Raw genomic sequence first — 25542 nt, 5'->3', positions numbered from 1 at the left:
CACATGACGAACAAATTTTTTTACCTGTTATATCTGTTGCCTGTACTGTGCTTTTCTCAAGAGGGAAACAGCAAATACACTCTTGATATCAATAATTTTTATGGAAAGATTTTAAAGCATACCGAGGAAATCTCACAGTTCACAGATAAAAGACAGGAAGGAATACTGATAAGCCTTAACAGGAAAACCTACGGTGAAAAACCATGGCAGTCAAGATATAACTATCCGGATTATGGTCTCTCGTTCCAATATCAAAATATGAATTATGAAGCTTTAGGGCATTTTTATGGCTTATACGGGCATTATAATTTTTACTTTTTTCAAAGAAACCTGATGTTCAGGATTGCACAAGGAGTTGCCTATAATACCAATCCATACGACGCCGTAACCAATCCGGAAAATCAGGCTTATGGAACACATTGGATGCCAGCTACCTATTTTATGCTTAACTATAAAAAAGAAAAAATCTGGAACGGATTAGGTGTTCAGGCCGGATTGTCTTTTTTCCACCATTCCAATGCGAATTTGAGAACACCCAATAAGAGTACAAATACTCTGGCACTTAATATAGGAGCGGTATATGATTTTGAAAGTAAAGAACCGCTTCAGTATATTGAACATAAAGATTCTGTCAGATATACAGAGCCCATACGCTACAATCTGGTTTTCAGAACCGGATTTAATGAAAGCGATTTGGTAGGCAGCGGCCAATTTCCTTTTTATGTATTTTCTGTTTATGCAGATAAGAGGTTGAGCCGTATAAGTGCCATCCATATTGGAGCAGATCTCTTTATCTATAAATATTTAAAAGAAACCGTAAAACGAATTGCTGCAGACCCGAATTTAAACGTCAGTCCTGATACAGATTATCGGAAAGGCGGGATATTTGTTGGTCATGAGCTTTTTGTGAATAGGCTCTCGTTAGAAACACAATTCGGATATTATGCCTATGCTCCGTTGGATTATCTGCCTCCAATTTATCAGAGATTGGGACTTAAATATTATTTGGCAGATGAAATTTTTATGGGTGTCGCTTTAAAGACCCATGCCGCAAAGGCGGAAGCATTAGAATTTGCATTGGGAGTTCGTTTATAAACAGTAATGGATAGAAGTATGATGAAAGCCAAAATAACCACAAGAATAATTGTCCTGTTTTCGATAGCTTTTTTGTCATGCGATTCGGAAAATGCAAATGATTGCTTTCAGACCTCAGGGACTCCAATTACAAGAGAATTTGTGGTTAACGATTTTAAGAAAATCAATATAGGAGAAGGGATTGAATTGATTATAAAACAAGGTCCTGAAAAAAAAGTAGTTGTAAAAACAGGAGAAAATTTGCTTGGAGGAATTACAGCTGAAGTTCAGAATGAAGAACTTTTTCTCCGGAATTCCAATGGTTGCAACTGGGTTCGCGATTACAATACGACTCAGGTTTATGTAACAACTCCAACACTAATAAACGTATATTCGTCTTCACAATTTGGAGTAAAATCCGATGGTGTTTTGGGTTTTCCATCCCTTAGCCTGCAATCAGGAATGTTTAGCGATACAGCTTCCGGAACTTTTGAAGTGGAGGTAAATTGTAATCAACTAACAATAGAAGATAATAAGGATTCTTATTTTGCGGTATCAGGTACTACTCAGGCTTTATATATTGGTTTTTATAATGGTAATGCCAGATTTGACGGTTCTGATTTGACCGCAAAAGAAGTTCATGTTTTCCACAGAAGCTCAAACGACATCATTGTAAGACCGACAGATAAAATTTCTGGAACCATATACAGTACAGGCAATGTTGTTTTAAAAAACGTGCCGCCTGTAATCGAGGTTACGCAGCTTTACCAGGGACGTTTGGTATATCCGTAAGAAGTATTATTTCTTAGTAACATCTCTGAAAATAGCTTCCAGATTCTTGCTCTTCAGATTAAGCTGTAACGTTTTAAGTCCGTTGTCGTGGGCGAAATCAAAAATTGTAGGACGCATATCTTTTGAAGTTGAAAAGGTCAGCTCCCAGGTCATATCATGAGTATTGGTTAAAGTAACCAGGTTGGGTAACGACCTTAATAGTTGCTCTTCTACAGTATGGTCAAATTCAACTTCAATAACCTGCTCCTCTTCATTTTTAAGATTAGTCAGTTTTTTGTCTGTAACAATCTTTCCATGATTAATAATAATGACACGGTCACAAATAGCTTCTACTTCCTGCATAATATGCGTAGATAAGAAAACGGTTTTGTCTTTTCCGATATTTTTAATCAAATCTCTGATTTCTACCAATTGGTTTGGGTCAAGACCCGTTGTAGGTTCGTCTAAAATCAAAACATCCGGATTGTGAAGCAGGGCTGTTGCCAGACCAACACGCTGGCGGTAACCTTTAGACAATTGCCCTATTTTCTTATGGCTTTCAGGAGTCAGGCCGGTCATCGTAATTACTTCCTCAATTCTTGATTTGGCAACTTTATACACATCAGCATTGAAAGCCAGGTATTCGCGCACATACAAATCAAGATACAAAGGATTGTGTTCAGGCAGATAACCAACAGATTTTTGTACTTCCTTTTGTGCCGTTGAAACGTCAAATCCATTTACAGAAGCCTGTCCTTCATCAGCAGTAATAAAGGTAGTAAGGATTTTCATCAACGTTGATTTTCCGGCACCATTTGGCCCCAGAAAGCCCACGATTTCACCTTTTTGAATAGAAAAGGAAATAGTATCCAAAGCTTTTTGCTCTCCGTAATTTTTTGAAATGGAAGTGACTTCGATTGACATGATTCTTGATTTTGAACAAAAGTAATAAATTGGATAATTAAAACGTGTATATGTTCGTTGAATTGCATAGCGGGAAAATTAAACGTCTTTTGAACCATTACTCAAACGTTATAGCTAAAATTTTTCTTAAAAAAAGTTTCAATTTGTAAAACGTAAAACAAAAATTTCTACTTTAGCCGAATAGCAAGACAAAAAAAATGCAAAACAACCGTTTTTATTTTAGCAACTCTTTTTACTTCTGGAAACAGGAAAGGGATTGTCGTGTTGTTATCTAAATAGAAATTATTTAAAATCAATAATAGTAAATCCCGATGCAAATCGGGATTTTTTTTTGCCTAAACTTATGGAAACAAAAATTGCAATTCAGGGAATCAGAGGCTCATTCCACCATCAGGTTGCTAAAGAATATTTTGGTGAAAATCTGGAGCTGGATGAATGCATGTCGTTTGATGCTTTAGTTAACAGCCTGGTCGAAAACAAAACACAGCATGCCGTAATGGCTTTGGAGAATTCGATTGCAGGTTCCATCATACCTAATTATGCGTTAATAGACAGGAATAACCTTCACATTATTGGAGAGCATTATCTGAATATCAATATGAACCTGATGGTATTGAAAGGTCAGAAAATAGAAGACATAAAAGAAGTTCATTCGCATCCAATCGCCTTGCTGCAATGTGGAGAGTTTTTTAAAAAATATCCCCATATAAAATTAGTTGAAAGTGGTGATACGGCTGAAACGGCACATCGGATTCAGGAAAACCAATTGAAGAAGATTGCTGCTGTCGCAAGTCCGATTGCTGCTGAAATGTTTGGCCTGGATATTCTGGCTTCCGGAATCCATACCATAAAAAGTAATAAGACGCGGTTTGTAATCTTAAAGACGCAGAACAAGGTTTTGCCAAAATCGGAAATCAATAAAGCCTCCATAAAATTTGAATTGGACGACACACCCGGCAGTCTGGCTACAATTTTAAATGTTATGAACAATTGCAAATTAAACCTGACAAAAATCCAGTCGATGCCCATTATTGAAACACCCTTTCAATATTCCTTTTTTGTGGATGTGACTTTTGAAAAGTACAAACATTATGAAAAGGCAAAATCAATAGTAGAATTGATGACCACGCATTTTAAAGTTTTAGGAGAATACAGAAAAGGAGATACAATTTAAATCGCGAAAAGATGACAGAGGATATTTTAACGGTAGAAAAAATAGAAAAGAAAGGATTTGCTAAACGATTGGAAACGGTTGAAGAGTATTATTTTTCTACAAAACTGCGACAAGTCCGCCAAATGATTTCTGAAGGGAAGCCCGTGCTGAATATGGGGATAGGCAGCCCTGATTTAACACCACCCCCAAAAGCAATTGAAGCGATGGTTAAGGCTCTTGGAGATGAAAAAGCACATGAATATCAAAGCTATCAGGGATTGCCGGAATTGAGAAAAGGAATAGCCGATTTTTACAAATCTCAATTTGATGTGGCATTAGACCCCAATATTGAAATTTTACCCTTAATGGGTTCCAAAGAAGGAATAATGCATATTTCATTAGCCTTTTTGAATGAAGGAGATGAGGTGCTGATACCAGACCCGGGATATCCAACCTACTCATCTGTCACAAACCTTGTTGGAGCAAAGTCTGTTTTTTATGATTTGAAAGAACAGAACAACTGGATGCCGGATTTGGAAGCTCTGGAAAGTAGAGATTTATCAAAAGTCAAGTTGATGTGGATTAATTATCCGCATATGCCAACCGGAACTGGCGGAAATCTTGAACTTTTCAAAAGACTGGTTGCTTTTGCAAAAAGACATCAGATTGTTTTGGTCAACGATAATCCATACAGTTTTGTGCTGAATGATAATCCGATTTCGATTTTTCAGATAGAAGGAGCCAAGGAGGTTGCTTTAGAATTAAATTCTTTGAGCAAAACTTTTAATATGTCCGGTTGGCGAATAGGAATGGTTTCCGGAAAACAGGAGTTCATCGATGTCATCCTGAAAATAAAAAGCAATATGGATAGCGGCATGTTTTACGGTATCCAAAAAGGAGCAATCGAAGCTTTGAAATTAGGAAGCGAATGGTTTGATTCCCAAAATAAAATATATAAAAGAAGAAGAAAATTAATTTTTCAATTGGCAGAAAAACTGGGCTGTACTTTTAATAAAGAAGCTGTTGGCATGTTTGTATGGGCAAAATTACCTTTTGGAAATCGGTCTTCTGAAACATTTATCGATACATTTTTAATTGAAAAAAACATTTTCCTTACACCGGGAACCATTTTTGGAAAGAATGGAGAAGGATACATTCGTTTTTCGTTATGTATCCGGGAAGAAAAAATTCAGGAAGCAATTGATAGGCTGGACTGATAAGCCTGAAAAATAAAATAACTAATTTTGGCATGAGCCGAAAAACTCAAGATAAAATGGAAAAAAATTCAAAAGAATTAAGAATGTGGCTGGACGATTTCAAATTGTCACATCCATTAATAATTGCAGGACCTTGCAGTGCGGAAACGGAAGAACAGGTATTAAAAATAGCTCATGAATTGAAAGATTCTGATGTTAGTATTTACAGGGCTGGAATTTGGAAACCCAGAACCCGACCGGGAAGTTTTGAAGGTGTTGGAACAGTAGGTTTAAAATGGCTGCAGAAAGCCAAAGCAGAAACGGGTCTTTTAATGGCAACAGAAGTAGCCAATGTTGCACACGTCCAATTGGCTTTGGAACATGATATAGATGTTTTATGGATAGGGGCAAGAACTACTGTAAACCCTTTTGCGGTACAGGAAATTGCAGATGCTTTAAAAAATACAGACAAAATTGTTTTAGTAAAAAACCCTGTAAACCCTGATTTGGCTTTGTGGCTTGGAGGGATTGAGCGCCTTTACAATGCAGGAATCAAAAAACTGGGCGTCATCCACAGAGGCTTTTCCACTTATGAAAAAACAAAATACAGAAACATACCGGAATGGCAATTGGCAATAGAATTGCAGAACCGTTTTCCGGATTTGCCTATAATTTGTGACCCCTCACACATTACCGGCAAGCGTGAAATGATTCAGGAAGTTTCGCAACAGGCTTTAGACTTGAATTATGACGGACTAATAATTGAAACCCATAATGACCCTGATAATGCATGGAGTGATGCCGAACAGCAGGTTACTCCGGAACAATTAAAAGAAATTTTCAAAAATCTGAAAGTAAGGAAAGAAACAGAAGACGGTTCAGACTATAATCAGAGGCTGGACAGGCTCCGTTTGGATATAGACGAGTATGATGCAAAAATCCTTGAGATTTTAGGAAAAAGAATGAAGGTTGCCGATAAGATTGGAGCCTTAAAAAAAGAAAAAAACGTAGCCGTCCTTCAAAACAAAAGATGGAATGAGATTTTGGGCAAAATGATATTGGAGGGCGAAGAAAAAGGTTTGAGCGAAGAGTTTATTTTAAAGATATTCAAAGCAATCCATCAGGAAAGTATCAGTCACCAGGAAAAAATTATTAACGGATAAAAGTGAGTTTTAAATTTAAATGATGAAATTACATTGTTCCGTTGTAAAACAGTAATTTTGTCGTTTAAATTTAATAAAATCAGGAAAACTGAAGTGAATGACAGGAACCGTTTATAAATCTACCGGAAGCTGGTATACCGTGAAATCCGAAAGCGGAGACTTTATCGAATGCAGGATTAAAGGCAAATTCCGAATGAAAGGAATCAAAAGTACCAATCCTATTGCAGTAGGCGATATAGTCGATTATGAACTCGATAAGAGTTCTGATAAAATCACGGGAACGATTCATAATATCCACGACCGCAAAAATTATATAGTCCGTAAGTCGGTTAACCTTTCAAAGCAGGTTCACATTATTGCATCCAATATTGACCGGGTCTTTTTGTTGGTTACGATAAATAATCCGCCCACAACAACCAGTTTTATTGACCGTTTTCTGGTTACTGCCGAAGCCTATGGCATAGAAACTATTTTGGTTTTTAATAAAATAGACACCTATGATGAGGCAATGCTTGACGAGCAGCTTTACCTGCAATATGTATATTCCAATATAGGATATCAATGCCTGAGAGTTTCTTCAACAGAAGGAAAAGGAGTGGAAAAGCTGAAAGAAATGATGATAGGTAAGGTTTCAATGTTTTCCGGTCATTCGGGTGTTGGGAAATCAACTCTTGCCAATGCCTTAGAACCAACACTGCACCTTAAGACATCCGTAATTTCGGAACAAAGCAGACAAGGACAACACACGACTACATTTGCAGAAATGTATGATTTGTCATTTGGAGCAAGAATTATTGATACACCGGGAATCAAAGGCTTTGGGATTGTAGATATGGAAAAATCGGAAGTCAGCGGTTATTTCCCTGAGTTTTTTGCTTTACAGGACCAATGCAAATTCAATAATTGCCTTCACAAGGAAGAACCGCATTGTGCCGTTAAAGAAGCATTAGAAAAGGATGAAATTGCCTGGTCACGCTACAGAAGCTATCTGCAAATACTCGAAGGCGACGAAGAACATTATCGTACTGACGACTACGCCGACGAGAAAGCAGGAAACTAGATTAGTGGATAGTTGATAATCTATAGTCGATAGTTATGAAGTAGATAAGTCATAAAGGCGGAAGTCTTAAGGTCAAAAGACACATGTCATAGAGTAACTACTCACTATCAACTACTCACTATCAACTATCCATTATCCACTATAAACTGTCCACTATAAACTGTCCACTATAAACTATCCACTAAATGAAAACCGTTATTCAAAGAGTTTCCCATGCCTCCGTAACTATTGAAGGAGAAAAAGTAAGTGAAATACAATCAGGACTGTTGGTTCTGGTTGGATTTGAAGATTCCGATACCCAGGAAGACATTCAATGGCTTTCAGCAAAAATTGCCAACCTTCGCATTTTTGGTGATGAGGATGATGTCATGAACCTATCCATTAAAGATATTGGCGGGGATATTATTATTGTTAGCCAGTTCACACTTCATGCCGCTACTAAAAAAGGAAACCGGCCATCTTACATAAAAGCGTCCAAGCCGGATATAGCTATTCCTTTATATGAGAATTTTATAAGTCAGATGGAAGCAGATTTGGGCAAAAAAGTTCAGACAGGAAGGTTTGGCGCCGACATGAAAGTGGCATTACTTAACGATGGTCCGGTTACCATCGTAATCGATACAAAAAATAAAGAATAGGCTAGGAAATCAGTTTTATTATTTTATTTTTGGAAAAATTTAACATTTAATGAAAAATTTACTTTTCCCCCTCACTATTGTTTTATTTTTCACAACAATAGCTGTTGCACAGGATCTTGAGTATACAGTTGCGAACATTCCTGCAGAACTTAAAGAAAACGCAAACGCTGTTATTCGTTTGGACCAAAAAAACATTGTTATTTCTTCCAGAAAGTCAATGATAATGACTAATAAAAGAATAGTAACTGTTCTTAATGAAAACGGATTGTCCTATATGGGGCTTTATGAATATTTTTCAGGTAGAGAGCGTGTCAAATCTATTGAGGCACAATTCTATAATGCATTTGGGAAAGAAATAAAAAAAGTAAAAAGAAAAGACTTTAAAGAAAATTCAGTTTCTGAAGGTTCAATCATAACAGACAATAAGTTGCTGCATTATGATTATACTCCTACTGAATATCCTTTCACAGTAGTTTTTTCAAGCGAGACGGAAACCTCCAATACAGCTTTTATTCCAAGATGGTATCCGGTTCCTGGTTTTTCTGTAAGCGTGGAAAAATCAACTATAAGTATAAAAGCGCCATCTGATTTAGGCTTTAAATACAAGGAATTCAATATGCTGGACAATCATAATATTATAAAGGAGGTTAAGACAGATGGAGTTTCTTTTACTGCAAATAATATGCAGGCTTACAAAACAGAGGATTATTCTCCTTCATTTGATTCCTATACGCCTAATGTAATGATGGGATTGGATTATTTTCATTTGGAAGGAGTTGATGGAAATGCAAAAAGTTGGTTGGAAATGGGAAAATGGTTTACGGATAAAATTTTGATAGGAACATCCGAGTTGTCAGATGAAACTAAAGTTAAAATTAAAACTTTAATAGGAAATGAAGAAGACCCATTGAAAAAAGCCAAAATAGTATATGGATATGTCCAGGAAAAAGTCAGGTATGTTAGTATTCAAGAAGGAATTGGAGGTTGGAAGCCAATGTTGGCAAAAGACGTTGATAGATTAGGTTATGGTGATTGTAAAGCTTTAACCAACTATACAAAATCACTTTTAGATGTAGTTGGTGTTGAGTCTTATTATGTACGGCTATATGGAGATAGGTATAAAAAAAGCGTGATTCCGGATATTGTTTCTATGCAAAGTAACCATGTAATCTTGGCAATTCCTGATAAAGAAAAGTATGTTTGGTTAGAATGTACAAGCCAAATATTACCTTTTGGTTTTCAAGGAGATTTCACGGACGATAGAAATGCACTTGTTCTTAAACCCGAAGGAGGAGAAATTGTCAGGACAAATGTATATGCAACGAAAGATAATACGCAAATTACTAAAGGTAACTATAGCATTTCAGAGGATGGAATGATTTCGGGAAAACTAGAAATTAAATCTAAGGGAATTCAATATGATAAAAAATTAAATATTAATGGAAAATCTATTGATGATTTAAAGAAAATCTATAAAAATTATTTTAATCATATAAATAATTTAAAGGTTGTAAAAACAGATATATTCAATGATAAAGATAATATCGAGTTTACAGAAAAAATTTCTTTAGAAGCGGCAGGATATGCCAATAAGACAGGTAATAGATTGGTTTTTGCGTTAAATGCATACAATCCATCATTTTCTGTTCCCCAACGTTATCGAAACAGAACTAACCCGTTTGAAATTTCAAGAGGATATTATGATTATGATGAGGTCACTATAGATTTGCCAAAAAGTTTTGTTATTGAGGCAAAGCCTGAAGACGTAGAAATAAAAAGTGTTTTTGGGGAATATAAAACAGAATATGTCATTTTGAATGAAAGTCAATTAATTTATAAAAGAATATATCAAATAAATCCCGGATTATACGACAAAAAAGACTACGAAAATTTCCGAAAATTCAGAGAGCAGATTGCCAAAAATGATAACGCAAAAATAGTACTCGTTAAAAACTAATAGACCGACAACCATGAAAAAAAACATTTTTACAATTTGTTTCGTCCTGTTTGCTTTAAACCTGTTTGCACAGAAAAAATGCGAACTGGGAAAAGTAACTGTGGAAGAATTAAAAGAGAAAGTACATCCTAAAGATACATCAGCAGTAGCGGCAATCCTGTTTAAAAAAGGGAATACTTATCTTGATTATGATATGGATGGAAATTGGGTAGCTGTTACGGAAGTCGCAACAAAAATTAAGATATATAAAAAAGAAGGTTATGAGTTTGCTAACGAACAAATACCTTATTATACAGGCGGAAAGCAAATAAAATTGTTTTTTGACGATGCCGTAACCTATAACCTGGTTGGCGATAAGGTTGAAAAAACAAAGCTGAAGAGCGATGGAGAATTTACAGAAAAAGTCAATGAAATATACAGCTTAAAAAAAATAACAATGCCTAACGTGAAGGAAGGGAGTGTCATAGAGTATAAATATACAATGAGAACACCCTATCTGACTTCTCTTAACGATTGGTATTTTCAATATCCTATTCCGGCAGATTATGTAGAATATAGAATTGCCATACCACAATACTTTAATTATAGCGTTTTTATGAAAGGCTATCTCAAGGTTAACAAAAAACCTTCGGTAGTGGCATCAGCAGCAGCCCAAAAATTTAATGAACTGGTGACGGTTTATAACATTGAGAATGTAAAAGCATTAAAAGAAGAATCATATGTCAATAATATTGATAATTACAGGTCTATGCTGCAATTTGAACTGGCCTCTACAGATTTTCCAAATCAGGGGCTGAAAAATTATGCAGCAGATTGGGCATCAGTAACCAAGAATATCTATGAACATAAAGATTTTGGAGATGAGCTAAACTATAAATCCTATTTTGAAAAAGATATTGAACCAATCATAAAAGGCGTTACATCGAGAGAAGAAAAAATAAAACTAATTTTCGACTATGTTAAGACCAGAATGAACTGGAATGAAAAGAACAGTTATTATTGTAATGTTGGGGTGAAAAAAGCATATGCAGAGAAAGTAGGAAATGTGGCTGAAATTAACCTGATGCTTGTAGCAATGCTGAGATATGCAGAGCTTAAAGCCAATCCGGTATTAATCAGCACACGCTCAAACGGAATTGCGGTATATCCTGCACCGTCAGCCTATAATTATGTTATTGCCGGGGTTGAGCTTGACAATAATCAGCAAATACTGTTAGACGCCACATCAAAAAATGCCTTGCCTAATATTTTGCCATTTCGGGCATTAAACTGGCTTGGAAGAATGATAAGAAACGACAAGACCTCTATAGAAGTAGACCTTGCACCTAAAAGCAACTCTAAAGAAATAGTCAATGTCATTGCGGCAATTGATGAAGAAGGTAAAGTTGAAGGAAAGATCAGGGCGCAATATTTTGACTACAATGCTTATGGTTTTAGAGAAATTCATTTAAAAACCTCGAAAGACAAGTACCTCGAAGAAATGGAAAAGCGTTATGGCGGGGTTGAAGTTGGAGAATACACAACAACTAACGACAATGATTTATCAAAACCTATTATAGAAACCTTTAGTTTTGTCAATAATAACTTGGCAGACCGTATCGGAAATAAAATTTATTTCTCGCCAATGCTTCATTATGCAAGACATGAAAATCCGTTTAAGGATGAGGTAAGAGAATTTCCGGTAGATTTTATGTTCCCTTATCAGGACAAGTACTCATATACGATCACTATTCCTAAAGGATATGAAGTGGAGTCAATGCCGGAGCCTATTGCAATCTATATGGAAAGTAACATAGGTTCTTTCAAATACAACATTATAAAAACGGCAAATCAGGTTCAGGTCACCACAATATTGGATATGAATTATTCTAATATTCCGCCGGATTATTATCATACGCTAAGAGATTTCTATAAGAAAATGCTGGAAAAACAAAATGAAAAAGTAGTACTTAAAAAAGTATAACCTATGGAAATAAAAAATGCACAGCTTCAGGTTGACAACTGGATAAAAGAACACGGAGTTCGCTATTTTAATGAACTTACAAATATGGCACAACTCACTGAAGAAGTTGGAGAAGTAGCCCGTATCATAGCCCGTCGTTATGGTGAACAGTCAGAAAAAGAATCAGATAAAAACAAAGACCTGGGTGAAGAATTAGCCGATGTGGTTTTTGTGGTTTTGTGTCTGGCAAATCAAACCGGAATCAATCTTCAGGAAGCTTTTGATAAAAAAATGGACTTAAAATCAAACAGAGATAAGGACCGACACAAGAATAACGAAAAACTCAAATAGCAAATCAATATAAAATGAATCTAAGTCTAAAGCCAGCAACCTGCACTGTCAAATCTGAAATTTCGATAACAGGATCCAAGTCAGAAACTAACAGGTTACTACTGCTACAGGCTTTATATCCTGCGATTGTTCTAAAAAACACTTCAAATTCTGATGATTCTGAAGTGATGACCAAAGCGCTCAATACAAAAGATTCAGTAATAGACGTACATCATGCCGGAACGGCAATGCGGTTTCTGACGGCCTATTTTGCAACTCAGGAGAATAGGGAAGTCATCCTGACCGGCTCGTCAAGAATGAAAGAACGCCCCATTAAAATTTTAGTTGATGCCTTGAACCAGCTTGGAGCTTCCATTACCTACGAAGAGAAAGAAGGTTTTCCGCCAATTAAAATCAATGGACAGCAGCTTTCTAAAAATAAGGTTTCGCTTCCGGCCAATATCAGCAGCCAGTATATTTCGGCTTTGCTGTTAATCGCACCTAAACTTGAAAATGGATTGGAACTTCAATTGGAAGGAAAAATAACATCAGTACCTTACATCAAAATGACTTTGGCGCTGTTGGAGGAAATTGGCGTTGAAACAAATTTTAAAGAGAATACAATTACAATTCAGTCCAAAAAAGAAATTCAGGCACGCCAACTCACGGTAGAATCAGATTGGAGTTCGGCTTCCTATTTTTATGCGATAGCCGCTTTGTCTGAAACAGGAACAGAAATAAAACTCTCCAGCTACAAGAAGCATAGTCTTCAAGGCGATTCGGTATTGGTAGAGATTTATAGAAAATTGGGAGTAGACACAATTTATGAGGGCAACTCCATTATCCTAAAAAAGAGTACGGCCAGGATTGTGGAAACCCTGAAGCTGAATTTGAATGACTCACCGGATATTGCCCAGACAATTGCCGTGACCTGTTTCGGATTGGGAATAACATGTCATTTGTCGGGATTGCATACGCTAAAAATCAAAGAAACAGACCGTCTGGAAGCTTTAAAAACCGAACTCGAAAAATTGGGTGCTGTAATAAAAGTAACCCAGGATACCTTAGAATTAGGCAAGTCAGAAGAAATAAAATCAGGTGTTTCAATAACCACCTATGATGACCACAGAATGGCGATGGCCTTTGCGCCTTTAGCATTAAAGGTTCCAATAATCATAAAAGATGCCGGGGTAGTTTCAAAATCCTATCCTCATTTTTGGGAAGATATAAAGTGCATTGGTTTTCAGATGAGTGAAATCTAAAATCCCAATGTTTATAGGCTTCAACACTTTGCGCTGTAACCAACATGAAAATTTCTGACTAAATAAAAGCAAAAACACTTGACAACGCCTATCGTACCATCGTATATTTGCAGCCGGTTTAAAATTTAGGGCCTTCAGAAAGCCGGTTTTATACCTCAAATCAAAATCCTATTATGAAATTATCACACTTCAATTTCAATTTACCGAAAGAACTTTTGGCGGAATATCCGGCAGAAAACAGAGACGAATCCCGTCTGATGGTAGTAAACAGAAAAACTAAAACTATTGAACACAAGATGTTCAAAGACATAATCGATTATTTCGAAGAAGGTGACGTAATGGTACTGAACAATACCAAGGTTTTCCCTGCAAGACTTTATGGGAATAAAGAAAAAACAGGAGCCAGAATCGAAGTTTTCTTGTTGAGAGAATTAAATGCCGAGCAAAGACTTTGGGACGTTTTGGTTGACCCGGCCCGTAAAATCAGAATTGGTAACAAACTATATTTTGGAGACGATGACTCATTAGTTGCAGAGGTTATCGATAATACGACTTCAAGAGGAAGAACACTTCGTTTTCTTTACGACGGTTCTTACGAAGAATTCAGAAACAAGCTGACAGAGCTTGGAGAAACTCCAATCCCAAAATACATCAACCGTGAAGTGACTCCGGAAGATGCAGAACGTTACCAGACAATTTATGCCAAAGAAGAAGGAGCGGTAGCTGCACCAACAGCAGGTTTGCACTTTTCAAAACATTTATTGAAAAGGTTGGAAATCAAAGGAATTGATTTTGCTGAAGTAACGTTGCACGTCGGATTAGGAACTTTCAACCCGGTTGAGGTAGAAGACCTTTCCAAGCACAAAATGGATTCTGAAGAATTGAAAATTACTCAGGAAGCCTGTGATATCGTTAATAAAGCAAAAGCAAACAAGAAAAAAGTATGCGCTGTAGGAACTACTTCTATGCGTGCAATTGAAAGTTCGGTTTCTTCTGCAAAAACATTAAATCCATACGATGGCTGGACAAATAAATTTATTTTCCCTCCGCATGATTTTAGTATTGCAGACTGCATGATTACAAACTTCCACACACCAAAATCAACTCTTTTAATGATGATTTCGGCTTTCACAGGACATGACCTTATGAAAAAAGCATATGAAGAAGCCATCAAAGAAGGATACAGATTCTATTCTTACGGTGATGCCATGCTAATTCTGTAATCAGAATTTCTAACTATAAAAAATCAAAATCTCGTCAGTAATGACGAGATTTTTTATTTCCAACGAATCCTATTCCGTAATCATCCTAACCCATGCCAGAATCTGCTCCCTGATTAAACTACCACACAAGTTCTCTCAAAAATCTGCGACCCTCCGCGAAATCCGTTTCAATCCGTGTCCAAACAAAATCAGCCTTTTATCCCAAACAACATAATCATCCCAATCTGCGGCAAAAAACTAATTCCGGACTAAACTACCCGCATAAGTTCTCTCAAAATCCGCGTTAATCCGCGAAATCCGTTTCAATCTGCGTCCAAACAAATTCGTCCCTTAACCAAAAAAACAATATAATCTCTTCCATTCGGCATCCAAAAACCTACTTTTTTCTAACTTCAAACCAATCACCATACTACTCAAATCTTTCCAAAATCAATCTTTTTTCCTATTTTTACGCCCATCTAAAAAACAACCAATGACCTTTCAAAATACCCGCGAATTTGCACAAGAACTGGATTCGCAAGACAAACTGCACCACTACAGAAATGAGTTTCTTTTTCCACAGGTAAATGGAAGGAAAGTAATCTATTTTACAGGAAACTCTTTAGGATTGCAGCCTAAAAGAACCAAAGCCTATATAGATGAAGTCATGGATGATTGGGCAAAGCTGGCTGTAGAGGGGCATTTCTATGCAGAAAAGCCGTGGTGGGATTACCATGAAAGATTTGCGGCACCCTTAAGTAAAATTGTAGGAGCGCTTCCGTCTGAAGTTTCCGTGATGAATACCCTGACGGTAAACCTTCACCTTCTGATGGTATCTTTCTATCGCCCAACCGAAAAAAAATACAAAATACTTTGTGAGGCAAAAGCCTTTCCAAGTGACCAATACATGTTGCAAAGCCAGGTACGTTTTCACGGTTACAATCCGGATGACGCTATCGTAGAACTGCAAAGAAGAGAAGGAGAACACAACATCCGTCTCGAAGATATACTTGCCAAAATTGAAGAATTAGGCGAAGAAATAGCTTTGGTATTGATTGGAGGTGTAAACTATTATACCGGACAGGTATTCGATATTAAGACCATAACAGAAGCCGGACACAAAGTCGGAGCCTATGTAGGCTGGGATTTGGCACATGCTGCCGGAAATATAAAACTCGAATTGCACGACTGGGATGTAGATTTTGCAGCCTGGTGCAGTTATAAATACATGAATTCAGGCCCTGGAAATGCTTCAGGATGTTTCGTCCATGAAATGCACCACGACAACTACGAACTTAATCGTTTTGCCGGATGGTGGGGACACAACAAAGAAAGGCGCTTCCTGATGGAGCCAAAATTTTCTCCTGAAACCGGAGCAAACGGTTGGCAGATAAGCAACCTTCCTATATTGTCTTTAGCGCCTTATTTGGCTTCGGTTGAAATGTTTGCCGAAGTAGGAATGGATGCCCTCATTGAAAAACGAAATAAGATAACTTCCTATCTGGAATTTATCCTGCATGAAATCGACAAAGAAGTCGACAGTACATTTGAAATCATTACTCCGGAAAACCCGGAAGAAAGAGCTTCCCAACTATCCGTATTTCTGCATGGCGAAGGACGAGCCCTGTTTGACTATCTGATGAAAAACGGTGTCATAACAGACTGGAGAGAACCAAACGTAATCCGTTTAGCACCGGTTCCGTTATATTGCTCTTTCGAAGACATGTATGAATTCGGACAGATATTGAAGCAAGGAATACTATCTCACAAATAAAAAAGCTAAGAACCGATTTGTTTCGGCTTTCAAAAAATAAATCATGACAAAAGAACAAATTATAAAAAACTTTGACCCAAGTCAGCCGGGTTTGGCAGATGCCAGCATCTTTGGACTTCCATTTTCTGCCGAAGACAGTGAAATCATTATCATTCCTGTGCCTTGGGAAGTAACGGTGAGTTATGGAGCCGGAGCTTCTGAAGGTCCTGATGCCATTTTGGATGCATCGTTTCAGGTAGATTTACACCATCAGGAATTTCCGGAATTGTGGAAACTGGGAATCTATCTTGACCAAACCGAGCAGACAGAAAAATGGGCAAAGGAAAGCGAAAAGTATAAAAGTTTGGCACAGCCTATAATCGAGGCTCTGGAAAGTGGCGAGGTTATCGAAAGCCTTCCGGGATTGCAGTCAGACCTGGATAAAATCAACAAGGTTTGTAAAAATCTGAAAGAAGAAGTAAAGGAAAGAGTATTATACTGGACTAAAAAAGGCAAAAAAGTTGCACTTTTAGGTGGTGACCACTCTACGCCATTAGGCTATTACGAAGCACTGGCCACTCAACATAACGAGTTTGGCTTACTGCATCTGGATGCCCACATGGATTTGAGAATTGCCTACGAAGGCTTTACTTATTCCCATGCCTCAATTATGTACAATGCCTTACAAATTCCAGAAATTACCAAAATTGTACAGGTAGGAATACGCGATTTCTGTCAGCAGGAAGTGGAAACGGCTTTCGAACAAGGAAATCGTGTGTTGGTTCATACTGATATGGATTTAAAAACGGAGACGTTTACAGGCAAAACCTGGGAACAGCAGTGCGAAGCTATTATTGCAGCACTTCCGCAAAAAGTAGCCATCAGTTTTGATATTGACGGTATGTATCCATGGTATTGCCCAAATACGGGAACACCGGTTCCGGGCGGATTCTCTTTTGAACAGGCCGCTTATCTTTTAAGCAAGCTGGGAGAAAGCGGTAAGGAAATCATCGGGTTTGATTTGGTAGAAGTAGCTCCGGGGGATGATGATTGGGACGGGAACGTTGGAGCCAGAATGCTTTTCCATATGTGTGGTGTTTTAGCCAAAAATAATGGACTTCCGGTAGGACAAAAGATTAAATTCAACAGATAAGAATTAAAAAGCGAGCTATTAGCCCGCTTTTTTGTTTAAGGTAAATTCGCAATAAAAGGTGCTTTTTTAAGGAATGTTTTATCACTTAGTTGTCCAATAAGAAAATCCGCCAGACTTGCAGCACTGATTTTATCACCCGGACAATCTTCAAGATTCACCGCAATTGGAGTTTTTTCATCAACAAGCTCAATTTGCGGAAGTCGCACTAAAGTCCAGTTTAGCTCACTTTTGGCTAAAAGCTCATATTCCAATTGTTTGTTTGTTGTTGACACCGGAAAGTTTTCATACATCCAGTTAGTAGCAAATGTTGCTTTTTGTCCTTTTCTGTCAGACGGAGTGTTGACATTCAATCCGGTCGTTACAATATAACGTTGCATATTGAAATGTTGCATCGCCTCAAGAATGTTGGCTGTCGCTTTGCTAAATAAAGTAGGTTCGCTGGGAGGAATGCCTAATCCCAGAGTGCTGATTACGGCATCGCAACCTTTTATTACGTGGACTATTGAATTATAATCAGAAGCATCACCAATAATAACTTCTACATTGGGATAATCTGATTGAAAATTCTTTGGGTTCCGTAACAGAAGCTTGAAAGTATAGCCCTGATTGATTAATGCTCTGACGAGGTATTTGCCGGATTTTCCGGTACCGCCAATGACGGCTATTTTTATATCTTGTTTCATTTTGTTCTTTATAAAATTTTGAAAATAGTAACTTAGCCTGAAATTATCATTTTTGGATAAACAGGCCGGCAAAAGCATAAGCTCTCGCTAAAAATCAATATTTTATAAAGAGATTTTAATAATACAAATGTAGAAGGTAGTCATAACTTATACAAGTAAATTAAAAACTTTTGCCTTAATACTCAATAGAATGGAAATCATAGAAAACAATATTCCGATAGAAATCTATCGGGAACTTCGTGTAAAATCGGGACTTTCAGGTAAAGATATAGAAGCTGCAACAATAGGACTCCAAAATTCGGTTTATTCAGTAATGATAAAAAAAGAAGAAACAATCGTAGGCATGGGACGGATTATTGGCGATGGAGGATGCTTCTGCCAGGTTGTAGATATTTGTGTACTTCCGGAATACCAGGGGCAAGGTATAGGAAAAATAATTATGGAACAGATATCCAATTTCATACAAACTCAATTGCCAAAATCGTGCTATGTAAGTTTATTGGCTGATGGTAATGCCAATCATTTGTATGAAAAATTTGGTTTTAAGGACACCTTGCCACATTCCAGAGGTATGGCTCTGAAAGTTGTATAGTAATCCGCTTTTAGTACTATAACATGAGTAAGGCAATAATCATAGAGAAGTTTGATATAGGCAGTTTGTTTGAAAAAACGGTGACAGTCGAAAGAAATCAATTTCTGAAAAAAGGTGGCAGTGCAGATACGCATATTTATTTTATAGAGAGCGGAAGCCTGAGGATTTTTATCACGGATGGAGAAGAAGAACGTATTGTTCGTTTCGGATATCAAAATAATATTGTTGTTGCACTCGATTCATTCTTTACACAAAAACCATCAGATTTTTATATACAGGCAATCAAAAAAACAACAGTCAAAATTATTTCCAAAGAAAAGTTCATGACTTTCATTAACAGTAATCCGGAAAATCTTAAGATTTGGCTTGAAATATTGGAAGATTTGGTACTGCAGCAAATTGAAAGAGAAAAAGACCTTTTGGTCCAATCACCGCGGGAGCGTTATGAAAGAGTTCTCAAACGGAGCCCGCAATTGTTTCAGGAAATCCCCAACAAACATATTGCGAATTACCTGCGCATGACGGCCGAAACCTTATCCAGGCTCAAAAAATCTTGAGTTCAATCAAGAATTTTTTTTCAGGTTCCCAAGAACTTTGTCCTAAAAAAATGAAGATTGAAACATCCCAACTGCTGCAGCAACTAATTGAGCAGGTAAAGAGCCATATGCAATATGCCGAATTGCTTGAAAAACAACCACAAAAATCACTTAACACCAGGCTAACGCCAGATAGCTGGAGCGTTCTTGAATGTATTGAACACCTCAATCGATATGGCAAATTCTACCTGCCTGAAATTCAAAAACGAATCAATGCATCCCATTCCGCGCCAGAGCCACAATTTAAAAGCGGGCTATTAGGGAATCATTTCGCAGAAAGCATGCTCCCGAAAGCAAAGCTGAACAGGATGAAAACTTTTAAAAATATGAATCCTATTCACAGTAAATTAGATGGGAGCGTACTCCAAATATTCATAAGTCAGCAAAACAAACTGCTTGCTTTGCTTGCAGATGCTGAAAAAGTGAGTCTTAACAAAACCAAAACCAGTATCAGTATCTCAAATTTGATTAAGTTAAAATTAGGTGACACATTCCGGTTTCTTATTTATCATAATGAAAGACATATTCAACAGGCACAAAGAGTTTTACAGACTATCGACTCTAAATTTTGATTTTTAGAAAAGTTATAAAGCACTGATAAGAAAAAGTTAAAGTGATTATTTTTTATTGATTGTGAAATTACGGCATGAAGTTTGTCTTGTGTGTTGCAAAATAATATAAACAGTTATGAAAACATTTAAAAGCTCAAACAAAATGAAACAGATTTTCTCTTTAAAAACGCTATTGCTATTGCTTGGTTTTGCCTTGCTTTCAACACAGGCAAAAGCAGAAAAAATACGAATGACCATCAAAGAAGAATTGGCAAGCTGTACGGGTGTTGCTCCTCAAAACTGCTATCAGGTAAAGTATAAAAAGAGTAAGGACTGGGAATTTTTCTACGATCAAATCGAAGGATTTGAGTATACTCCGGGTTACCGATATGTAATTGACGTGAAGAGAACCAAAAGAAAAAACATTCCGGCAGATGCCAGTGCCTATACCTACAAATTGAAAAAAATCATCAAAAAAGAAAAAATAACAAATGAAGCAGCTACCGAACTGGCTTTCATTACCAAACACAAATGGAACCTGATCCAAATAAACGGAACCATGCCGCCAGCTTCATCAGCCTATCTTATTTTCCAGACCGATGGTAAAAGAATAGCCGGTTCTGCAGGATGTAACAGAATTTCCGGAGGTTTTGAATTGACAAAAGACAAAATCTCTTTCTCAAAAATTGCCAGCACACTAATGGCGTGTCCGGATGAAAACAAAAACAAACTGGAAGGAACTTTATTAAAAATGCTAACCGATACTACTTTCAGATATGACATTGCAGACCAAACCCTAAACCTATACCAGGGAGATAAATTGGTATTGATGTTTGGAATGTCGCCACTGGAATAAAACCCTTTTTGCAACAAAGTACAACAACCTCCTGGAGCTATTTTGAGCTTCGGGAGGTTTTTTTATTGAAATGACACAGAATATTTACGCATACAACTTTCCGGTTTATACACCTTTGTGGAAAGCCGTAATGAATTATAGTGAATTACCTATATGTTTGTTCTGAACTAAACTTGTAATTGATCATGTCTTTGTAAGAGGAATGAATTGTTTATGGAAATTGGGATAGTCATATTTTTCATCATAGTCTTTTTTATAGCCTTTATAAAAAAAGACAGAAAATCATTTGAAATCAGTTCGGAACCTAAAAGAGGGACAAGGTCGGAAAGAAATTTAGTTTCCATACTCAAACGTTCCGGAATACCGGAACAGACTATTTTTCACGACCTGTATATAAAAAAGCACAATGGGAATTTTTCTCAGATTGATTTGGTAGTTGCGACCAAAGTGGGAATAATTGTCTTTGAAGTAAAAGACTATAGCGGTTGGATTTTTGGTACTGGTTATCAATCGCAATGGACTCAGATATTGGCTTACGGACAACAAAAATACCGATTCTATAATCCCATTCTGCAAAACAATAAGCATATATCCGACTTAAGAAAAAAGCTTACGCAGTTTGAAAACATACCTTTTTATTCCATAATCGTATTCTATGGTGACTGTATATTAAAAGATGTCAGTTTTGTACCTAAAGGAACTTTTTTAGTAAAGCCGGAACGGGTAATTGAAGCCATGAGAATTATCATCGCAAACAACGAACCCGCGCAATACACCAATAAGCATGAAGTGGTAAAAGTGTTGCAGGAAGCCGTTAACAATGGAGAAAGTCCGGAAGTTCAATGGCAGCACATTGAAAATGTGAGGGACATGTTGGGTAAGGATAGGATATTTGGATAAAAGGATTTTTATTTTACGGTCAACCGTAAAGAATCGGATCGGAATACATAAGCTTGTTTAATTAAAAAAACCTACTATGCAGACATTTCCAAATGAAAAAGTCCTGATGACTTCAGATGATAATTCTATTACGCTGACCACCCATCGAATATTTCAGAGAAATGTTGAGGCAAACAAAGATTTGCTTCTTAAACATATCGTTTCTCATCAGGTTATCAGGCGTAAAAAATTATACTATAAACTACTGACTGTTTTTTTTCTGATAATGACATTTGTAGCGTATCAAAATTTAAATCCCCGGTATGATGAAGAGGTATTTATTCTGGTGCTTATACTCGTTGCCCTGAGCATAATTTCCGCTTGTTTTTTTTTATAATCCAAAATCGATATTTGAAAATTGTTAGTTACTTTGGAGAAATAGAGTTTTCATTATCCAACATGGATCAAAGTAGCTTAAATAGTTTTTTGAATAGAATGTATGACGAAATGGAAAAACGCAAAAAGGAGGATTAAGTTGTTTCAATATAGAATTTGCATTTTTAATTCTTTGCGGCAATTCTTTTTGTCCGATTTCTATTTTCAAATTATCTGATGGTTGCAGTATCCTAAAGTTAATTATATTTATCAGCGTTTATATAATTACGAAATAATATGCCAAACCTAAAACTCCTACGGGAACAGCAAAACCTAACCCAGGAAGAACTTTCTGAAAAATCGGGAATTTCTGTCAGGACCATACAACGTATTGAAGCCGGAACACAACCAAAAGGTTATACGCTCAAAACGCTGGCAAAAGTTTTAGATGTGCGCGAAAGTGATTTATCGGATAAAAGCATAAAAACTGAAACAGCAGTCGAAAGCGAAAAAATAATCAGTTCTCAGGAACCTGCTATTGACTACTCCAAAATCAAATTAATAAATCTTTCTTCCCTGCTTTTTGTGGTGCTTCCTCCTTTGAATTGTGTTGCTCCTTTAATTCTGGCAGCCGTTTTAAAACAGAAAAACCAGCTTATCAAAGAAATCGTTTCCGTCCAGATTCTTTGGACTATTTTAGCGCCTGTCGTTTTTATGCTTGGCATATTTCTGAAACTCGGAAGGAAATTCACTTTGGTACTAATGATTGCAATTGTGCTGTCAAATGTATTTATCATACTGCGTAATGTGGCAGAAATAGATAAGAAAAAGAAGCTGTACTATCGGTTGAAATTCAATATAATATAACCTTGTCAGGTACATTGTCGGGTTTTTGTCGGGTTGATTTTTAGGTATATAAAACGATAATGCCCAACCTTTGCGAAAAATTACGGCAATGAATAAATCTGGCTATTTTACATTCTTTTTACTCTTTGCCCTTTTGCAAGGAAAGGCGCAGGTTGAAAAGACAAGTGAGTTATATAAAACTATTATGTCAAAAGACAGTCTGCTGTTCAACATAGGATTTAATACCTGCGATGTTTCGCAATTTGAAAACCTGATGAGTGAAAAATTAGAATTCTTTCATGACATTGATGGCATATCTGATAAAAAGAAATTTCTAAAAGACTTTAAAGGCGGTTTGTGCCGCAATCCGAAAAATTATCAGGCGCGGAGAGAGTTGCTTCCGGGTAGTACAGAAATTTATGCGCTTTATGAAAAGGCAAATGGAGGAAAATTATATGGTGCACTACAGACAGGAATACATCAGTTTTTTGAAAAAGAAACCGGGCAGCCTGAAAAAATTGGTAGCTCGGCCCGATTCAGCCACCTCTGGCTTTTGGAAAATGGTGAATGGAAACTCGTAAAATCCTACAGCTATGAACACGTTACAAAACAATTGGAATCAGCAGCCGCCCCGGTATTTGATGATGATATAGCTGTTGAAGAATGGCTAAAAAATAACAAAGTGCCTGTATTAGGTCTCGGGATAATCAAAAACGGGGAGCTGCAACAGCTAAAGGTTTTTGGAGAAATCAAACCCGGAGTTCCGGCGCCTTATAATACCATTTTTAACGTAGCATCACTAACCAAGCCTGTAACCGCAATGGTAGCGCTAAAATTGGTCAGTTTAGGGAAATGGGATTTAGATAAGCCCATTTACAATTATTGGACAGACCCGGATATAACCAAAGACCCGAGAAGTAAAAAAATCACAACCCGGCATGTCCTAAGCCATCAAACCGGATTCCCGAATTGGCGATGGATGAATGCGGATAAAAAACTAAGTTTTCTGTTTGAACCCGGAAACGGTTACCAATATTCCGGCGAGGGATTTGAATATTTGCGTAGAGCTTTAGAAAATAAGTTCCATAAAAGCCTGCAACAGCTGGCATCTGAATTGATTTTCCAACCTTTGAAAATGGATGAAACGAGTTATGTTTGGAATAAAAATACGGACGAATCAAGATATGCCTTAGGTTATGATAAGGAACTAAAACCCTATGCGATTGGAAAACACAATTCGCCCAATGCCGCAGATGATTTACTGACGACTGTTGAAGATTACGGTAAATTTCTGGCAGGTGTAATGAATGGCGAATTAGTGAAAGAATCGGTTTTTAATGAAATGGTAACTCCGCAAACGGCAAGCGAAAGGAGCAAACACTTTGGATTGGGTTTTGAAATTTATGATTTGGAAAATGGAGAATATGCCCTGGCACATGGCGGTGCTGATTTAGGGGTTAGGACAATGGCATTCATCCTGCCCAAAACAAAACAGGCGTTGCTGATTTTTACCAATTCCGATGTTGGTTGCAATCTTTATGAGGTCTTAGTAAAACACTATCTCGGTAAATATGGAGAAAAGATTATAGATATTGAGACAAAGTAAAAAATGGTCAGCCGAATCCGAAGATACAGAAGTCAAAAATAAAAATCCTGCAGCATAAATTGCTATAGGATTTTTATTTTTGGGAAAAACGGGGGGATTATTTTTTTGCCAGTTTGATTGCATTAAGTTTGCGTCCTTCAACTTCAGGAACTAAAAGATAAATCCCTTGCTGCCATGATGAAGAATCGATATTAATATTTTGAGAAACATCATTAGCTGCATAGGATTTAGTGAAAACTTCTCTACCGTCAATAGAATAAATACGCAATACAGTATCGCCTGGCTCATTCAGTTTTAGGTTTAAATTTTCAGTAAACGGATTTCCTAATACAGAAATTCTTTTAGTGAAAAGGAAATCCTGAGTGTCCAAATCAAAACCGGTGCTGAAAATAATCTGCCATGAGTTCAGGCTTCCTGTATCTTCTTCACCATTGTCATATAAAGTCATTGTCCAGTTGCCGTTTACTACCACACCATTTAAGAAGGTGCTCAGGTTGCATAAGGGAATGTCTGTAGGAAACGTAGATGCGCCGGCTGTTGGAGCATAGGAACCTGCAGGGATACTCTGGGTTGAGCCAGGAGTGGCAACATTAATGGTTGTCGTATTGGCCGCATTAAAGCTCAGGATATTGCCAGATGCAAAATCCGAACTATCGCCGCAACTGGTGTCAGATGTGGCTCCCATCCTTTTAATCAGAGCGCAGGACGCACCACTTGGAGTTCCTAATTTGGCAACAACATCTCCCAGCCAAGTATGAACCAGGTCCAGGTTGATTGTAACCTTTGTAGGGTCGGTAATGGCAGGCGTAAGAGGGACATTGATAGTCGTTACTACGTTGCCAATACTAGTTGCGCCCGAAGCACAGCTTGTGCCAGCACCATCAGGAATAGGCGTTACCGTATTAAAAGAATAAGTCTGGGCAGAAGCTAGTCCGCAAGACATCAAAAAGAAAAAAAGTAGTTTTGTTTTCATAGATACA

General features: G+C 37.1%; 26 protein-coding genes. 23 read left to right on the top strand and 3 right to left on the bottom strand.

Going from position 1 to position 25542, the window contains the following annotated elements; all coding sequences use genetic code 11:
* Window positions 1–3 precede the first annotated feature (3 nt).
* Together BGO88_RS10765 and BGO88_RS10760 are read left to right on the top strand one after the other, a co-directional pair.
* Window positions 4–1095 carry an acyloxyacyl hydrolase gene (locus tag BGO88_RS10765; RefSeq protein ID WP_286706882.1) on the top strand — a complete coding sequence of 364 codons (1092 nt, stop codon included), beginning with the start codon at window positions 4–6 and terminating at the stop codon, window positions 1093–1095.
* Between the two features lie 6 nt (window positions 1096–1101).
* A complete protein-coding gene (locus BGO88_RS10760; protein WP_286706881.1) occupies window positions 1102–1866 on the top strand; it encodes a head GIN domain-containing protein in 765 nt (254 codons plus the stop codon).
* A 6-nt stretch (window positions 1867–1872) separates the two neighbouring features.
* Here BGO88_RS10760 and gldA read toward each other — a convergent pair whose 3' ends face one another.
* Window positions 1873–2769, bottom strand: a complete 897-nt coding sequence (gene gldA / locus BGO88_RS10755; RefSeq protein WP_286706880.1) for a gliding motility-associated ABC transporter ATP-binding subunit GldA — start codon at window positions 2767–2769, stop codon at window positions 1873–1875.
* 343 nt (window positions 2770–3112) lie between these two features.
* On the opposite strand from gldA, the gene BGO88_RS10750 reads away from it, so the two are divergent.
* From BGO88_RS10750 to BGO88_RS10690, 13 genes are all read left to right on the top strand, one after another.
* A complete protein-coding gene (locus tag BGO88_RS10750; protein WP_286706879.1) occupies window positions 3113–3943 on the top strand; it encodes a prephenate dehydratase in 831 nt (276 codons plus the stop codon).
* Window positions 3944–3954: 11 nt separating this feature from the next.
* Entirely contained in the window at window positions 3955–5139 is a 1185-nt protein-coding gene (locus BGO88_RS10745) for a pyridoxal phosphate-dependent aminotransferase (protein ID WP_286706878.1), read from the top strand.
* 56 nt (window positions 5140–5195) lie between these two features.
* Window positions 5196–6281, top strand: a complete 1086-nt coding sequence (locus tag BGO88_RS10740; RefSeq protein WP_286706877.1) for a bifunctional 3-deoxy-7-phosphoheptulonate synthase/chorismate mutase type II — start codon at window positions 5196–5198, stop codon at window positions 6279–6281.
* 97 nt (window positions 6282–6378) lie between these two features.
* On the top strand, window positions 6379–7341 hold the full coding sequence (rsgA, locus tag BGO88_RS10735; RefSeq protein WP_101470677.1) for a ribosome small subunit-dependent GTPase A: 963 nt from the start codon (window positions 6379–6381) through the stop codon (window positions 7339–7341).
* A gap of 185 nt (window positions 7342–7526) precedes the next feature.
* The gene (dtd, locus tag BGO88_RS10730) at window positions 7527–7979 is read left to right on the top strand and encodes a D-aminoacyl-tRNA deacylase (RefSeq protein WP_286706876.1); all 453 of its coding nucleotides are present in this window, start codon (window positions 7527–7529) and stop codon (window positions 7977–7979) included.
* 49 nt (window positions 7980–8028) lie between these two features.
* Window positions 8029–9936 (top strand): DUF3857 domain-containing protein, encoded by a 1908-nt coding sequence (locus BGO88_RS10725; RefSeq protein WP_286706875.1) that lies wholly within the window; start codon window positions 8029–8031, stop codon window positions 9934–9936.
* A 13-nt stretch (window positions 9937–9949) separates the two neighbouring features.
* Window positions 9950–11899, top strand: a complete 1950-nt coding sequence (locus BGO88_RS10720) for a DUF3858 domain-containing protein (protein ID WP_286706874.1) — start codon at window positions 9950–9952, stop codon at window positions 11897–11899.
* A 3-nt stretch (window positions 11900–11902) separates the two neighbouring features.
* Window positions 11903–12229, top strand: coding sequence for a nucleotide pyrophosphohydrolase (locus tag BGO88_RS10715; RefSeq protein WP_056072385.1), 327 nt, complete (start codon window positions 11903–11905; stop codon window positions 12227–12229).
* Between the two features lie 14 nt (window positions 12230–12243).
* Complete coding sequence (gene aroA, locus BGO88_RS10710; protein ID WP_286706873.1) at window positions 12244–13470, top strand: 3-phosphoshikimate 1-carboxyvinyltransferase; 1227 nt, start codon at window positions 12244–12246, stop codon at window positions 13468–13470.
* A 173-nt stretch (window positions 13471–13643) separates the two neighbouring features.
* Entirely contained in the window at window positions 13644–14693 is a 1050-nt protein-coding gene (gene queA / locus BGO88_RS10705) for a tRNA preQ1(34) S-adenosylmethionine ribosyltransferase-isomerase QueA (RefSeq protein WP_056072391.1), read from the top strand.
* Between the two features lie 40 nt (window positions 14694–14733).
* Complete coding sequence (locus BGO88_RS10700) at window positions 14734–14907, top strand: hypothetical protein (RefSeq protein ID WP_286706872.1); 174 nt, start codon at window positions 14734–14736, stop codon at window positions 14905–14907.
* A 258-nt stretch (window positions 14908–15165) separates the two neighbouring features.
* Complete coding sequence (gene kynU, locus BGO88_RS10695) at window positions 15166–16446, top strand: kynureninase (RefSeq protein WP_286706871.1); 1281 nt, start codon at window positions 15166–15168, stop codon at window positions 16444–16446.
* A 43-nt stretch (window positions 16447–16489) separates the two neighbouring features.
* Window positions 16490–17578, top strand: coding sequence for an agmatinase family protein (locus BGO88_RS10690; RefSeq protein ID WP_286706870.1), 1089 nt, complete (start codon window positions 16490–16492; stop codon window positions 17576–17578).
* A gap of 35 nt (window positions 17579–17613) precedes the next feature.
* On the opposite strand, the gene BGO88_RS10685 is transcribed toward BGO88_RS10690, so the two are convergent.
* On the bottom strand, window positions 17614–18261 hold the full coding sequence (locus tag BGO88_RS10685) for an NAD(P)-dependent oxidoreductase (RefSeq protein WP_286706869.1): 648 nt from the start codon (window positions 18259–18261) through the stop codon (window positions 17614–17616).
* A 190-nt stretch (window positions 18262–18451) separates the two neighbouring features.
* Here BGO88_RS10685 and BGO88_RS10680 point away from each other — a divergent pair, with 190 nt between their 5' ends.
* The 8 genes from BGO88_RS10680 (at window position 18452) to BGO88_RS10645 (ending at window position 24562) form a co-directional block, all read left to right on the top strand.
* Window positions 18452–18853: a GNAT family N-acetyltransferase gene (locus BGO88_RS10680; protein WP_286706868.1), complete on the top strand. Its 402-nt coding sequence runs from the start codon at window positions 18452–18454 to the stop codon at window positions 18851–18853.
* A gap of 23 nt (window positions 18854–18876) precedes the next feature.
* Window positions 18877–19410: a Crp/Fnr family transcriptional regulator gene (locus BGO88_RS10675; protein ID WP_286706867.1), complete on the top strand. Its 534-nt coding sequence runs from the start codon at window positions 18877–18879 to the stop codon at window positions 19408–19410.
* A gap of 50 nt (window positions 19411–19460) precedes the next feature.
* Window positions 19461–20021, top strand: a complete 561-nt coding sequence (locus BGO88_RS10670) for a DinB family protein (protein WP_286706866.1) — start codon at window positions 19461–19463, stop codon at window positions 20019–20021.
* 115 nt (window positions 20022–20136) lie between these two features.
* The gene (locus BGO88_RS10665) at window positions 20137–20856 is read left to right on the top strand and encodes a DUF4377 domain-containing protein (RefSeq protein WP_286706865.1); all 720 of its coding nucleotides are present in this window, start codon (window positions 20137–20139) and stop codon (window positions 20854–20856) included.
* A gap of 213 nt (window positions 20857–21069) precedes the next feature.
* The gene (locus BGO88_RS10660) at window positions 21070–21756 is read left to right on the top strand and encodes a nuclease-related domain-containing protein (protein WP_286706864.1); all 687 of its coding nucleotides are present in this window, start codon (window positions 21070–21072) and stop codon (window positions 21754–21756) included.
* A 76-nt stretch (window positions 21757–21832) separates the two neighbouring features.
* Window positions 21833–22132: a hypothetical protein gene (locus tag BGO88_RS10655; protein WP_286706863.1), complete on the top strand. Its 300-nt coding sequence runs from the start codon at window positions 21833–21835 to the stop codon at window positions 22130–22132.
* 275 nt (window positions 22133–22407) lie between these two features.
* The gene (locus tag BGO88_RS10650; protein ID WP_286706862.1) at window positions 22408–22977 is read left to right on the top strand and encodes a helix-turn-helix domain-containing protein; all 570 of its coding nucleotides are present in this window, start codon (window positions 22408–22410) and stop codon (window positions 22975–22977) included.
* A 184-nt stretch (window positions 22978–23161) separates the two neighbouring features.
* Window positions 23162–24562 carry a serine hydrolase domain-containing protein gene (locus BGO88_RS10645; RefSeq protein ID WP_353743402.1) on the top strand — a complete coding sequence of 467 codons (1401 nt, stop codon included), beginning with the start codon at window positions 23162–23164 and terminating at the stop codon, window positions 24560–24562.
* A 97-nt stretch (window positions 24563–24659) separates the two neighbouring features.
* Here the strand turns inward: BGO88_RS10645 and BGO88_RS10640 are convergent, their stop codons facing one another.
* Window positions 24660–25535: a proprotein convertase P-domain-containing protein gene (locus tag BGO88_RS10640; RefSeq protein WP_162239707.1), complete on the bottom strand. Its 876-nt coding sequence runs from the start codon at window positions 25533–25535 to the stop codon at window positions 24660–24662.
* Window positions 25536–25542 lie beyond the last annotated feature (7 nt).

The sequence above is a fragment of the Flavobacterium sp. 38-13 genome (genome assembly GCF_001899155.1).
Lineage (GTDB): Bacteria > Bacteroidota > Bacteroidia > Flavobacteriales > Flavobacteriaceae > Flavobacterium > Flavobacterium lindanitolerans.
This window is presented reverse-complemented; position numbering and strand designations above follow the sequence as displayed.